We start from the raw sequence: 14,156 nt of genomic DNA, 5'->3' as shown, positions 1-14,156 counted from the left end.
ACACAGCGGCTCGCAACGAAACCCGAGCGCCGCCGACGGTCCGGTCCGGACACCGAGCGGCAGTCAGAAGGAGGAGACGTGGGTTCTGCGTCGGAAGAGAACGCACCCACCGGGCTGAAGCCCGGCCTCAAGCAACGCCACATGAACCTGATCGCCCTCGGCGGGGTGATCGGCGCCGGGCTGTTCGTCGGCAGCGGCGTCGTCATCCAGTCGGCGGGCCCCGCCGCCGTCATCTCGTTCCTGATCGCCGGGCTGATCACCGTGCTGATCATGCGCATGCTGGCCGAGATGACGGTCGCCAGGCCCGCGCTGGGATCCTTCTACGTCTACGCGAGGGAGGCGCTCGGCAACCGCGCCGGTTTCGCGGTCGGCTGGATGTACTGGTACTTCTTCGTCATCGTGGTGGCCGTGGAGGCGGTCGCCGGCGGCCGGATCCTGCAGCTGTGGCTGCCCGGCGTTCCACTGTGGATACTCAGCCTCGGCCTGCTGGTCCTGCTGACCGGGACGAACATGGTCTCCGCGCGGTCCTACGGCGAGTTCGAGTACTGGTTCTCCTCGATCAAGGTCGTCGCCATCGTGGTGTTCCTCGTCCTCGGCGCCCTCTACCTCTTCGGGGTCTGGCCCGGCGCCCACGGCGGGGTCGGGAACCTGGTGTCGCACGGCGGTTTCGCGCCGCTCGGCATCGGCGCCGTGCTGGCCGCGGTGGTGCCCTGCGTCGGCTTCTACACCGGCGCCGAGATCGTCACGATCGCGGCCGCCGAGTCGGAGGAGCCGAAGAAGGCCATCGCGAAGGCGATGCGGTCGATCATCCTCAGGGTGGTGTTCTTCTACGTCGGCTCGGTCTTCGTGGTGGTGGCCGTGCAGGCGTGGAACTCCCCCGGAACCGGGGTCAGCCCGTACGCCGCGGTACTGGAAGTGCTCGGCATCCCCGCGGTCGCCACGATCATGAACGGCATCGTGCTCACGGCCGTGCTGTCCTGCCTGAACTCCGCGCTCTACACCTCGTCGCGCATGCTCTTCGCGCTGACGCGGCACGGCGACGCGCCACGGGCGTTCACCCGCCTTTCCCGCAGCGGTGTGCCGCGACGCGCGATCCTCGCGGGCACCCTGGTCGGGTACGCCTCGGTCATCGCGGCGTACACCTCACCGGATGTGATCTTCCAGTTCCTGGTGAACTCCTACGGCGCGGTCGCGCTGTTCGTCTACCTCAGCATCGCGCTGGCACAGGTGCGGCTGCGCAAACGCCTCGCGCGCGAGGACCCGTCGGCGCTCAGCCTGAAGATGTGGCTGTTCCCCTGGCTCAGCTACGCCACCATCGCGCTCATGGTGACGGTCATCCTGGCGATGGCCTTCCTGCCCGCGAGCCGCTCGCAGTTCTGGCTCAGCGCGGTGACGCTGGCGTTGATCCTCATCGCCTACCAGTTCCGCAAGCGCCACGGGGCCAAGGTCCCCGCCGAACCGCGGGAACCCTCCCCCGAGCCGACCGAGCGGCGCGCCGCCGAGCACCCCTGACCTGGACTCAGGAACGCGTCTCCTTGGCGCGCAAGGCTTCCTGCCGCGCCTCGGCGAAGGTGGCGCGTTCCCGGAGCAGCCACTCGGGACCGTCCGCCTTGACCGCGTCGATCTGCTCGGTGGTGAGCGGGTCGGTGATCCCGCCGCGTGCGAGACCGCCGATGGAAACCCCCAGCTTCGCCGCGACGACCTGTCGCGGGTGCGGGCCGTCGCGGCGAAGCTCGCGCAGCCACTCCGGCGGGTCGGCCTGCATGGCGTTCAGGTCGTCGCGCGAAACGACACCCGCCTGGAACGACTCGGGGGTGGCTTCGAGGTACACGCCCAGCTTCTTCGCCGCGGTCGCGGGCTTCATCGTCTGGGGCGTCTTGTGCGACTTCATGGCGTCGAGGGTATCGGGCGCGTGCGCCGCCGCCGATCACGCCCGGTAACCTGGCCCGGTGACCGGCTCGGACGTCCCCCCCTCGTTCCGGCTCGCCTACGTCCCCGGCGCGACACCCGCGAAGTGGGTGCGGATCTGGCGGGAGCGCTATCCCGGCGTCCCGCTGACGCTCGTCGAGGTGCCCGCCGCCGAGGCCGCGGGCCTGGTCCGCGAACGCGGCGCCGACGCGGCCCTGCTGCGCCTGCCGACCGACCGGACCGGCCTGCACGCGATCCCGCTCTACACCGAGACGACGGTGGTCGTGGCGCCGAAGGACCACCTCGTGGCAGCGGCCGACGAGGTGACCCCCGAGGACCTCGCCGACGACGTCCTGCTGCACCCCCTCGACGACACCCTCGGCTGGGAGCGGCCACCGGGCCGGCCCGCCCTCGACCGCCCCGCCACGACGGCGGACGCCGTCGAACTGGTCGCCGCGGGCGTCGGGCTGCTCGTCGTCCCGCAGTCGCTCGCCCGCCTGCACCACCGCAGGGACCTGACCTACCGCCCGGTGCCGGGCACCCCGGAATCCCGCGTCGCGCTGTCCTGGCTGGAGGACGAGACCACGGACCTGATGGAGCAGTTCATCGGGATCGTCCGCGGCCGGACCGTCAACAGCACCAGGGGCCGCCCGCCGTCACCGCCGAAGGCCGCCCGCCCCGATGCGAACGAGCGCAAGACCGCGGCGGGCAGGTCGACCGGCAAGAGCGCGCGCCGGGGTTCCGGCGCGCCCCGCGGCGGCAAGCGCGGGAAACCCCGTCGCCGGGGCTAGCCGTTTTCCGCACCCCAATTCACCGAAGGCGATCGCGCGGATTTCCGCGAATTCGTTCGCGAGCTGATCTTTCTCCGGCCAGGTCACCGGGCATAATCGAGCACCGCAGCCATTCCGGCCGCTTCCGCGAGAACCGATGTCCGGCGCACCGGTACCGGTCACGACATTGTCCGGTTCACGACTTACGCAGGTTGACCGGCACCGCGCGGCTTCTATTCTGGGTACACGCGCGTTCACTCCCAGCACCGGTGTTTTCCCCATTGGCTCACCACGCATGGAGTAGCCCATGTCTCCCGCTCGCCACGGAAATTCCCGTCGTTCTCGAATAGTCCCGCTCGCGGCGGCGACCGTTGCCGTCGCCGCGCTCGCCGTCGTCCCCGGCACGGCCAACGCGGGCACGGCGCTGCCCGTCCGGCAGGCCACCGCGCTCTCGGCAACGCTGACCACCGCGCTCGGTGATCGGACCGCCGGGTCCTACTACGACCGCGCCCTCTCACGGCTCGTCGTCACGGTCACCGACGCCGCGGGCGCCGACCAGGTCCGCGCCGCGGGTGCGATCCCGAAACACGTCCAGTACCGCGCTTCCGAACTCGCCGCCGTCACCGCGCGATTCGACCGCACGGCACGGATCCCCGGCACCGCGTGGCGCGTCGACCCCCGGTCCGGGCAGGTGCTCGTCACCGCGGACTCGACCGTCACCGGCGAAAAGCTGGCCACGCTGACCAAGGCCGTCGGCGACGCGGGCGGCAAGGCGAAACTGGCCCGCACCGGCGGACGGCTGCGCCCCCTGATCAGCGGCGGCGACGCCATCTGGGGCCAGGGACTGCGGTGCTCGCTCGGGTTCAACGTGCACGACTCCGAGGGCAACCCGGCGCTGCTCACCGCGGGCCACTGCGGCGTCGCGACGAACGACTGGTGGGAGGATTCCTCGAACTACCAGCACATCGCCACCACGCAGGGCGCGGATTTCCCCGGCCACGACTACTCGTGGGCGTCGTACGACCCCGGCGTGGACAGCCCGAGCGCCATCAACACCGGGCAGGACATCACCGGTGCCGGTGAAGCCACCGTCGGCGAGCAGGTGACCCGCAGCGGTTCCACCACCGACGTGCACGAAGGAACCGTCACCGGCCTGAACGCGACGGTGAACTACGAAGAGGGCAGCGTCTACGGCCTCATCGACACCGACGTGTGCGCGGAACCGGGCGACAGCGGCGGTTCCCTCTACGACGGCGAAACCGCGCTCGGGCTCACCTCCGGCGGAAGCGGTGACTGCTCGTCGGGTGGCGAAACCTTCTTCCAGCCCGTTCCCGACGCACTCGCCGCGTACGGGCTCACCCTTCCCTGAACAAACTCCTTCCCGTTCACTCGAATACCGTGAAGGCCGGTATGACGGCATCGGATGCCGTCATACCGGCCTTCACGGGTATTGTTTCCGGACGCAATTCGGCACGAGAACCGAATTCGCCGCGCCCAGGTCCCCGGGGTGACCTTCGGGACCTGACTACGTCCGCGTCCACGGCGCGGGAAAGATCGAACCGGCACCGCCACGGAAATCCACTGTGGACTTTCCGGTCACGACCGCGCCAATACCGCGACGACCTTAGGCCCCGGCCTGTCACGGGGCAATGCGCCAGAAGGCTGAGCGGCGGTCACCGAATGTGGATGGCCTAATCACGCTAATCGTCTGGACTTGCCCTGCCTTCCGGCTAATCATGGAGCCCGAACGCTCGTTGCTCACTACTCCGATCCGACGGCCGGACTTCCCGAACGGCTTGTCGAAAGGCCACCAAGTGCCCAAGCAACCAGGAAAAGAAAAGACCAGGCGCGATCAAGCAGAGCCGAAACCAAGATTCTTCCGGCGGGTGCGGAGAAAGTCCCGGTTCTCCTTGCGCACCAGGGTGCTGACGATAGCGCTGCTCCCCAGCGTGGTGCTGCTCGCGGCGGGCGCAGGTCTCAACACCTACCTGCTGACCGGCGCGGTCGAACGGCGCGACACGGCGGCCCTGCTCGCCGACGGGTACGCGATGGCGGTGCCGTTCATGCCCGCGATGAGCGAGGAGCGGCGGGCGAGCGTCGCGATGGCCGCCGATCCCTCCCCGGAGCACAAGGCGGCACTGGACCAGGCGAGGCAGGGGTTCACCCGGCTGATGGCGCGGTTCGGGGCGATCTCGACGCAGGTCGCCGACGCGATGCCTGCCCGCGCGAAGGCGTCCATCCAGCGGTTCGTGGCGACGATGCCGGGGATTCCCGCACTGCGCCAGCGGGTCGACAGCGGACAGGCTTCCCGGCTCGAGGTCTACGACGGTTACAGCCAGGTCGCCGACGCGATGATCGTGGCGGCGGACGCGATCGGGCGCGACTCCACCGACAAGGACATCGCGCAGCGCCGGTCGGTGGCGTCGGACCTGATGCGGGCGTCGGACTGGCTCGACCGGAGCAACGCGCTCGCCGCCGCGGCGGCCGGGAACGGCGGCCTGTCCCCGGACGAGCTGGACCGGTTCACCTCACTCACCCGCGCCTACCGCGCCGACCTGGCCGCGATCGGCCCGCGGCTGCCCGCCCAGGAGCAGCGCGCGCTCGACGCGATCACGGCGTCCGCCGACTGGGCGCTGCTGGCCTCGGTCGAAGACGCGCTCATCCGCCAGGGTTTCGGCTTCCGCCCACCTCGCTCCGCCGGCGCGGCGACCTTGCCCGCGACCACCGGGCAGTGGCAGGACGCCGTGCGCCGCACCGCGAGCGCGGTCAGCGAGATGGGCCTCGGCAAGATCGGCACCGCCGCCGCGGCCGACGAGAAGCGGGCCGCCGACGACGCCGTTACCCGCTCGGTGGTCATCGCGGCGGGCAGCGTCCTGCTGGCGCTGCTGGTCCTGCTCCTCGCCGTGCGCATGGGCAACGACCTGATCCGCCGTCTGCGGCTGCTTCGCGCGGACACCGTCGAAGCGGACGAGCGGCTGCCGGAGGTCGTCGCGCGGATCCGGCTCGGCGAACGGGTCGACGTGGCCGCCGAGGTGCCCGGTCTCGACTACGGCGCCGACGAGATCGGCGAGGTCGCGGCGGCGTTCACCAAGGCGCAGCGGGCCGCGGTCGCCGCCGCCGTGCAGGAGGCGCAACTGCGGGAAGGTGCCAACGCGGTGTTCCTCAACATCGCCCGTCGCAGCCAGGTCGTCGTCCACCGCCAGCTCGGCGTGCTGGACAAGGCCGAACGCAACGCCGACGACCCCGACCAGGTCGATCTGCTGTACCAGCTCGACCACCTGAGCACCCGCGAGCGGCGCAACGCCGAGAACCTCATCATCCTCGGCGGCGGCAAGCTGACCCGCCAGTGGCACGACGCCGTGCCCCTCATCGACGTCGTCCGCAGCGCGGTGGCCGAAACCGAGCAGTACCAGCGGGTCACCTTCGGCAGGCTCCCCGAGCTGCCGGTGGCCGGGCGGGCGGTGGCCGACCTCGTGCACCTGCTAGCCGAACTGGTGGACAACGCCATCGAGTTCTCGCCGCCGGAGTCGAGGATCGAGATGCGCGGCAACCCGGTCGGCAAGGGCGCGGTGATCGAGATCGACGACCAGGGGCTCGGCATGCTGGCCGAGGACCTCCAGCGCGCCAACGCGATGCTCGGCGCGCCACCGGACTACGGCGTCATGGCGCTCACCCAGGACTCCAGGATCGGGTTCTTCGTCGTGGCCCGGCTGGCCCGCCAGCACGACATCAGGGTGACGCTGATGGATTCGTCCTACGGCGGCGTGCGCGCGGTCGTGCTGATCCCGAACAGCCTGATCGTCGTCCCCGCCGCCGAGCCCGACCCCGGAGACGACCGGCACACGGACTGGTTCGGCACCGCGGCGGACGAAGGCCCCACCCCGGAGAGCGACGGCGTCGCCATGTCGTGGCCCGCACCTTCGCCCGACGGCCCGGCCGAAAGCGCACCCGAGCGCCCGCGCCACCGGGCCGAAGCGGCTCCCCCGCCGAGCGATCCGCGATGGCCGGAACCCGCCGACGACCGGCCGCCGCTGCCGAGGCGGCGGCGCCAGGCAAACCTTTCCCCGCAACTGGCCGAAGTACCCGAGCAGGGCCACGAAACCGTGGACGAGGACCGCGGGGCGAGCGCGGCCGAGGCGCGCGACCTCATGGCGGCCTTCCAGCGCGGCACCCGGCGCGGTCGCGCCGACGACACGGAACCGTGGGACGGCTGAGCGCCGGTGCACCCCCGAAACGAGGATCGAACTGTGGAACAGACGAGACTGACCGCGGACCTGGACTGGCTGCTCGACGACCTGGTGACCCGGGTCGCCGCGATCGACCGGACGGTGCTGCTCTCGGCGGACGGCCTGCTCATGGGCCGCTCCCGTGATCTGTCCGAAGAGGACGGTGAACACCTTTCCGCGGTGGCTTCGGCATTTCAGAGCCTTTCCCGCGGGACCGCCCGCCACTTCGAGGGGGGCACCGTGCGGCAGACCCTGGTCGAGATGGACAACTCCTTCCTGCTCGTGATGGCGGCGGGGCAGGGCACCTGCCTCGCCGCGCTCGCCGGGCGCGAGGCGGATCTCGGCATGGTCGCCTACGAGATGACCAGGCTGGTGAAGAAGGTCGGCGTCAGCCTGGCGGCACCACCACGGCCGGTCGCGGCCGGCGACGACGGGCCGCACCCGTCGCCACGATGACCGAAGCGACCGGGCCCGACAGCGACGCGGGTCCCCTTGTCCGGCCGTATTTCCTCGCGGGAGGGCGAAGCAGGCCCGCCCGCGACGATCTGCGGCTGATCACGCTGGTCGTGGCCGTGACGGACCACGCGAGCGAGATCATGAGCCCCGAGCACGCCGAAATCCTGCGGCTGTGCGCCCGGTCTTGCTCGGTCGCGGAGGTCTCCGCGCTGACCGGGCTGCCGCTCATGGTGGTGAAGGTGCTGCTGAGCGACTTGATCGAGCGAGGCTACCTCCTGCACCGGTCCCCACCGACGTCCTCGGAAATCCCGAGCCAAGAACTACTCCAGGCGGTCCTTGATGGCATTCGAAGGCTCTGACCACGCACCCGCGCCGGTACTGGCGTCCGCGGTGAAGATCCTGATCGCGGGCGGGTTCGGCGTCGGCAAGACCACCATGGTCGGTTCCGTCAGCGAGATCCGGCCACTGCGGACCGAGGAGGTGATCAGCGGGCTCGGCACCGGGGTCGACGATCTCGCCGGGGTGGAGGAGAAGACCACCACCACGGTCGCCATCGACTTCGGCCGGATCACCATCAACCCGGAGCTGGTCCTCTACCTGTTCGGCACGCCCGGCCAGCAGCGGTTCTGGTTCATGTGGGACGAACTCGCCCGCGGCGCGCTCGGCGCGGTCGTCCTCGCCGACACCCGCAGACTCGAAACGTGTTTCGCGGCCGTCGACTTCTTCGAGCGCCGCAACCTCCCGTTCGTGGTGGGCGTGAACTGTTTCGAAAACGCCCCGGTGTACCGCGTCGACGAAGTCCGCGACGCGCTCGACCTCACCGACGAAATGCCCATCGCCCTGTGCGACGCGCGCGAACGCGAGCCGAGCAAGGAGGTTCTGGTCACCCTCCTGGAACACCTCTTGAAACTCGAAGCGAACATCCGCCGCGCGCCGCGCGCATGACGCCTGGTCGGCCGTCCGAGAGGGTGAGCCCGCCCTTGATCGTCTTCGGTGGCACGCTACTTCCCGCAGCGATGACAAGCCCAATCACCACCATAAGAACCAATCACGGGAACGACCGGAGTACGAGAACCCCGCGACCGTCACGCTGGGTTCTTCCTTGACATTCACGAACGAGTGATAACGCGGGTTTAAAAATAACAGTGTCACCCAGCCGGAGCAGGCCGGCCGTGACCCCCGGTCCCCCGCCACCGTGACCTCTTCGTGATCAAATTGCAGCCTGCCGTCCAGTGGTGGTCTACTCGAACGGCAGTGTTGAACGAGATACAACGGTGAACGAGATACAGCGGTGAACGAGATACAACGGTGACGGACGAACGGGACACGAGCGATATCGCCGGGGGGCAACTGGGTGGGCCGTTCGCCGCCACGATCAGCTTTTTCGAGAAAGACCGGTAATCGGTTTCCACCAGCTCGGCGCGGCCGCTTCGATTCCGCCGCCGACGAAACTGCCAGGATGTTTTCCTGATGGGCTTTGCACCGAACGATAACCGTGGCGCAGAGAGGAATCAAGACGATCCAGCGGACCCCGCGCGGAGCCACCGGATCAGCCAGCGCCTGCTCCTGAACCGGGACGAGGTGGTCGTGGTCCCGATCGACAGCCTCGAGCCATCCGACTCACCACGCCTCGGCGGCGAAGACGACGAGCACGCCAGGACGCTGGTCAAGGCGGGCGACACCCTGCCGCCGATCGTCGTGCACCGCGAGACCATGCGCGTGATCGACGGGATGCACCGCCTGCGGGCGTGCCGGCTGCGGGGCAGGGACACCATCGAGGTGTGCTTCTTCGACGGTACCGAGCACGACGCGTTCGTACTCGCGGTCGAGTCCAATGTGACCAACGGCCTGCCGCTGTCGGTGGAAGACCGCAAGGCCGCCGCCGAACGGATCATCACCTCGCACCCGCACTACTCGGACCGCGCGATCGGTTCGGTCGCCGGGGTTTCGCCCCAGACGGTGGCCACGATCCGGCGGTGTGCAACCGAAGAAGGCGAACAGTTGCACAGCAGGCTCGGGCGTGACGGCCGGGTCCGGCCGGTGCACCCCGAGGAGGGGCGGCGCGCCGTCGGCGAACTGCTCGCGCGCAGTCCGCACGCGTCGCTGCGCACCATCGCCCGTGAGGCGGGTGTTTCCCCGGGAACCGTGCGGAAGGTGAAGGAACGGTTGTCCCACGGGCGGGATCCGGTGCGGCGACCGCACTCCCCCGGCCCGCGGGCAGGCGCGCACGACACGGGGGACGACGGTGTCCGGCTGCGCGAACTCGTTCGCGATCCTTCGCTGCGCCAGTCGGAGGACGGACGCCTGCTGCTGCGGCTGCTCGGTGTGCTGTCGCTCGACACCGGGCACTGGGCGAGACTGGCCGCGGGAGTGCCGTGGCACCACCGGGAGACCGTGGCCGCGGCCGCGCTTCGCTGCGAGGCGGTGTGGCGGGAATTCGCGGACATGCTCCGCGAACAGGCCGGACACGCCGCGACGGAACCGCCGAACCGTCCCGGATGAGCGCCGGACAGTCCTTTCCGGACACTTCGCGAACGGGCGGGCACCTGTCGGGTTGACACCGCGACCGCGGCCTTGTTCTCCTGAATTCGTACCGGAAAATCTTTGTCCTTCAAGGAAAGAACCGGCGACCGAGGAGGTCACTGTGCGGACAGCCGAATCCGGCTCAACGCTGAAGACGAACTACGAACTGAGTCACCTTCGGGTTCTGGAAGCCGAAGCGATCCACGTGATCAGGGAAGTCGCCGCCGAATTCGAACGCCCAGCGCTGCTTTTCTCCGGCGGCAAGGATTCGGCCGTGCTCGCCCACCTCGCGGCGAAGGCGTTCCGGCCGGCGAAGCTCCCGTTCCCCTTGGTGCACGTGGACACCGGGCACAACTTCGAAGAGGTGCTCGAGTTCCGCGACGACTGCGCGGCGAGGCTCGGCGCGAAAGTCGTGGTGGGCGCGGTGCAGGACGACATCGACGCGGGCCGGGTCACCGACGACGGGCCGTCGAGGAACCCGCTGCAGACCGTGACCCTCCTGCGCACGATCACCGAGCACGGGTACGACGCCGCGTTCGGCGGCGCGCGCCGCGACGAAGAGAAGGCGCGGGCGAAGGAGCGGATGTACAGCTTCCGCGACGAGTTCGGGCAGTGGGACCCGCGCGCGCAGCGCCCCGAGCTGTGGTCGCTGTACAACGGCAGGCACCGCAAGGGTGAGCACATCCGGGTGTTCCCGCTGTCCAACTGGACCGAGTTCGACGTCTGGTCCTACATCGGCGAGGAAGCCATTCCGCTGCCGTCCCTCTACTACGCGCACGAGCGCACGGTGTTCCGCCGCGACGGCATGCTGCTCTCCGCCCACCGGCACCTGCGGCCCTCCGCCGCCGAGGAGACGTTCGAGGCGACCGTCCGCTTCCGCACCGTCGGCGACGTCACCTGCACCGGGTGCGTCGAATCGAGTGCGGGCACCGTCGAGCAGGTCATCGCGGAAACCGCGCTCTCCCGCCTCAGCGAACGCGGCGCCACCAGGGCGGACGACCGGATCTCCTCGGCAGGGATGGAAGACCGCAAGCGGGAAGGATACTTCTGATGGGCACCTTGCTCCGGATGGCCACCGCGGGCTCGGTGGACGACGGGAAGTCGACGCTGATCGGCCGCCTGCTCTACGACTCGAAGGGCGTGCTCGAAGACCAGTGGGCGTCGGTGGAAAAGACGTCGCACGAGCGCGGGCACGACCACACCGACCTGTCCCTGCTCACCGACGGGCTGCGCTCGGAACGCGAACAGGGCATCACCATCGACGTGGCCTACCGCTACTTCGCCACCGCCAAGCGGAAGTTCATCATCGCCGACACCCCCGGCCACACCCAGTACACCAGGAACATGGTCACCGGCGCGTCCACCGCGAAACTGGCGGTGGTGCTCGTCGACGCGCGCAAGGGCCTGCAGGAGCAGTCGCGGCGGCACGCGTTCCTCTCCTCGCTCCTGCGGATCCGGCACGTCGTGCTCGCGGTGAACAAGATGGACCTCGTCGACTGGGACCAGCGCCGGTTCGAAGAGATTCGCGACGAGTTCCACTCCTTCGCCGGGCGCCTCGACATCTCCGACGTCACCGCGATCCCGGTTTCGGCGCTGCACGGCGACAACGTGGTGACCCGGTCGCCCCGATCGGACTGGTACCGCGGCCCGACACTGCTCGACCACCTGGAGAACGTCTACGTCGGCAGCGACGAGAACCTCGTCGACGTCCGGTTCCCGGTCCAGTACGTGATCCGCCCGCCGGACTCGGACCGCCACGGTGAACGCCGGTACGCGGGCACCGTCGCCGGCGGTGTGCTGCGCCCCGGCGAAGAGGTGGTCACGCTGCCGTCCGGCACGGCGACCCGGATCGCCTCCATCGAAGGCCCCACCGGACCGCTCGACGCGGCGTTCCCGCCGATGGCGATCTCGGTGACCCTCGACGACGACATCGACGTCTCGCGCGGCGATGTGCTCGCGCGCAAGGGAAACCAGCCCCGGCTGACCCAGGAAGTCGACGCGATGGTGTGCTGGATGAGCGAGCAGGGCGACCTCACCGACGGCACCGAGCTCGTGGTCAAGCACACCACCAGCACCACGCGCGCGAAGATCGTGTCGATGGAGTACCGGCTCGACGTGAACACGCTGCACAGCGACCGGTCGGCGGATTCGCTGGGGTTGAACGACATCGGCAGGCTGAAGCTGCGATTGCACAAGCCCCTCGCCGTGGACGACTACCGCCGCAACGCCACCACGGGATCGTTCATCCTGGTCGACCCGGCGACGAACAACACCGTCGGCGCGGGGATGGTGCTGCCCGCTTCGGCAGGCGGCGACGACGGTGCGCGGGCCGCGAGCCCGAACGTGGTGCGGCACGCCTCGCTGGTCGGCCCCGAAGACCGGCAAGCGCTGGGGGCGACGATGTGGTTCACCGGCCTGTCCGGCTCCGGCAAGTCCAGCATCGCGGTGGCCGCCGAACGCGAGCTGCTCGCGCACGGGCGGCCCGCCTTCGTGCTCGACGGCGACAACCTGCGGCACGGGCTCAACGCGGACCTCGGGTTCAGCCTGCGCGACCGCGCGGAGAACCTCCGCAGGCTGGCGCACGTCGCCGCGCTGATCGCCGCGTCCGGCCAGATCGTGCTGGTGCCCGCGATCAGCCCGCTGGCCGAGCACCGCGAGCTGGCGCGCCAGGTCCACTTCGACGCCGGAGTCGCCTTCTTCGAGGTGCACGTGGACACGCCGCTGGAGATCTGCGAGAGCCGTGACCCGAAGGGCCTCTACGCGAAGGCGCGCGCCGGGGAGATCTCCGACTTCACCGGGATCGACAGCCCCTACGAGGCACCGGACGAGCCCGATCTCCGGCTCGACCACACCCTCGGCTCGGCCGATCAGGCCACGCGGCTGATTTCCCTGCTGCACGGCTAGCACCACCCGTGAATGGGCCCCCTTCCCGTGGGAAGGGGGCCCATTCACGGGGTGCGGTCAGCTCGTGGCTCGCGCACCGCGGGTGGCGGAGGAGCCCGAACCGGAGCCGCGGACCGCGCGGTAGGCGGTCCAGGCGAGCGTCAGCACGGCGAGCGCGGCGGCCAGCAACAGCAGCACCGGGACCGGCAGCACGTGCTCGACGATCGCGAGCAGGTACGGGACGCCGAACCCGAGGTAGGCGATGGCCTGGAAGATCGCCGTCAGCCTGCCCAGGTTCTCCGGGCTCGCCATGCGCTGGACCTCCATCAGGCCGCACACCAGGCAGCAGCCGTACCCCGCGCCGAGCACCACCGCCGAGACGGCGATGAGCCACCACTGCCCGATCCCGGCGGCGATCGCGCCGATGACGAGCCCGGCCATCACGATGCCGAGCGCGGTGGCGATCAGGTACGGCTTGTCCTGGTGGCTGACGCGCCTCGCCAGCGGCTGGACCAGGATGCCCGCGACCATCGTCAGCGTGGTGATCACCGCGCTGAACACCAGCGCGTTCTCCCCGAGCTGGTCCTTCACCAGGCCGGGCAGGTAAGCGAGCGCGATCGAGGACACGCCGAACACCCAGGGCGCCAGCGGCGCGACGACCGTCCGAAAGCGGCGGCTGCTCTCCTCGGGCAGGCGCAGCGGCGACCACAGCGCGGCCGACCTGTTCCCCTCACGGGTTTCCGGGGTGCGCAGCACGAACGGCACCGCCAGCAGCGTGAGCGCCACGTGCGGCGCGTACGAGCTGAAGGCAGGCGCGGGGCCCCACTGGGCCAGCAGGCCGGCCACCAGCGGTCCCGCGGCGAAACCCGCGGTCATCGCGATCGTCGCGCGCCGGGCGCCGGTGTGCTGGTCGTGCCCGGACCCCGCGGCGGTGAGTTCCTTGATCCACGCCGTACCCGAGCTGAACGCCGCGCCGCTGGCCACGCCCGCGACGAGCCGCCCGACGAAGAGCAGCGCCAGCACGGACCCGCCGAACATCAGGACCACGCTGGCGATCGCCGAGATGATCAGTGCGGGGACCAGCACCCGGCGGCGGCCGTAGCGGTCGGAAACCGGGCCGCCGAGCAGCAGACCGGGGATGAGGCCGGCGGCGTACAGGCCGTAGGTGGCTTCCACGGTCGCGTTCGGGATGCCCAGCTCGGTGCGGTACATCAGCAGCAGCGGCGCGAACTGGTTCGCACCCCAGCCGACCGCGGCCACACCGAGACCGATCGCCAGCCAAGCACGGCTACCGATACCGACGGGCACACGTTCGCCCGATATGGGCCTTTCTTCCGTCTTCGTTGTCTGATCGGTCATGACATCGAGACTGACAGTAGCCATCGATCCC

At 69.9% G+C, this 14,156-nt stretch carries 12 protein-coding genes; 10 read left to right on the top strand and 2 right to left on the bottom strand.

Features of this window, described 5'->3' with window-relative positions:
• Positions 1-141: 141 nt before the first annotated feature.
• Positions 142-1,512: an amino acid permease gene (locus tag ABD256_RS28210; RefSeq protein ID WP_344425612.1), complete on the top strand. Its 1,371-nt coding sequence runs from the start codon at positions 142-144 to the stop codon at positions 1,510-1,512.
• A gap of 7 nt (positions 1,513-1,519) precedes the next feature.
• Here ABD256_RS28210 and ABD256_RS28205 read toward each other — a convergent pair whose 3' ends face one another.
• On the bottom strand, positions 1,520-1,891 hold the full coding sequence (locus tag ABD256_RS28205) for a DUF5997 family protein (protein ID WP_344425406.1): 372 nt from the start codon (positions 1,889-1,891) through the stop codon (positions 1,520-1,522).
• A gap of 58 nt (positions 1,892-1,949) precedes the next feature.
• Between ABD256_RS28205 and ABD256_RS28200 the strand changes: the two genes are divergently transcribed.
• The 9 genes from ABD256_RS28200 to cysC all read left to right on the top strand — a co-directional run bounded on the left by ABD256_RS28200 (position 1,950) and on the right by cysC (position 12,787).
• Positions 1,950-2,699, top strand: a complete 750-nt coding sequence (locus tag ABD256_RS28200; protein WP_344425403.1) for a LysR family transcriptional regulator substrate-binding protein — start codon at positions 1,950-1,952, stop codon at positions 2,697-2,699.
• Between the two features lie 286 nt (positions 2,700-2,985).
• Positions 2,986-4,047, top strand: coding sequence for a S1 family peptidase (locus tag ABD256_RS28195; RefSeq protein WP_344425400.1), 1,062 nt, complete (start codon positions 2,986-2,988; stop codon positions 4,045-4,047).
• A 517-nt stretch (positions 4,048-4,564) separates the two neighbouring features.
• Positions 4,565-6,892, top strand: a complete 2,328-nt coding sequence (locus tag ABD256_RS28190) for a sensor histidine kinase (protein WP_344425397.1) — start codon at positions 4,565-4,567, stop codon at positions 6,890-6,892.
• Positions 6,893-6,925: 33 nt separating this feature from the next.
• Positions 6,926-7,360 (top strand): roadblock/LC7 domain-containing protein, encoded by a 435-nt coding sequence (locus tag ABD256_RS28185; protein ID WP_344425394.1) that lies wholly within the window; start codon positions 6,926-6,928, stop codon positions 7,358-7,360.
• Positions 7,357-7,719 (top strand): DUF742 domain-containing protein, encoded by a 363-nt coding sequence (locus tag ABD256_RS28180; RefSeq protein WP_344425391.1) that lies wholly within the window; start codon positions 7,357-7,359, stop codon positions 7,717-7,719. The genes ABD256_RS28185 and ABD256_RS28180 overlap by 4 nt, the downstream gene beginning before the upstream one ends.
• Complete coding sequence (locus ABD256_RS28175; RefSeq protein WP_344425389.1) at positions 7,700-8,305, top strand: GTP-binding protein; 606 nt, start codon at positions 7,700-7,702, stop codon at positions 8,303-8,305. The genes ABD256_RS28180 and ABD256_RS28175 overlap by 20 nt, the downstream gene beginning before the upstream one ends.
• A gap of 642 nt (positions 8,306-8,947) precedes the next feature.
• On the top strand, positions 8,948-9,862 hold the full coding sequence (locus ABD256_RS28170; RefSeq protein ID WP_344425386.1) for a ParB/RepB/Spo0J family partition protein: 915 nt from the start codon (positions 8,948-8,950) through the stop codon (positions 9,860-9,862).
• Between the two features lie 142 nt (positions 9,863-10,004).
• The gene (cysD, locus tag ABD256_RS28165; protein WP_344425384.1) at positions 10,005-10,934 is read left to right on the top strand and encodes a sulfate adenylyltransferase subunit CysD; all 930 of its coding nucleotides are present in this window, start codon (positions 10,005-10,007) and stop codon (positions 10,932-10,934) included.
• A complete protein-coding gene (gene cysC / locus ABD256_RS28160; RefSeq protein ID WP_344425381.1) occupies positions 10,934-12,787 on the top strand; it encodes an adenylyl-sulfate kinase in 1,854 nt (617 codons plus the stop codon). The genes cysD and cysC overlap by 1 nt, the downstream gene beginning before the upstream one ends.
• 57 nt (positions 12,788-12,844) lie before the next feature.
• Here the strand turns inward: cysC and ABD256_RS28155 are convergent, their stop codons facing one another.
• A complete protein-coding gene (locus tag ABD256_RS28155; protein WP_344425378.1) occupies positions 12,845-14,074 on the bottom strand; it encodes an MFS transporter in 1,230 nt (409 codons plus the stop codon).
• Positions 14,075-14,156: the final 82 nt, after the last annotated feature.

The organism is Amycolatopsis minnesotensis, assembly GCF_039529815.1.
Classification (GTDB): Bacteria; Actinomycetota; Actinomycetes; order Mycobacteriales; family Pseudonocardiaceae; genus Amycolatopsis; species Amycolatopsis minnesotensis.
The sequence above is the reverse complement of the archived record's forward strand: the minus strand, read 5'-3'. Positions and strand labels throughout refer to the sequence as shown.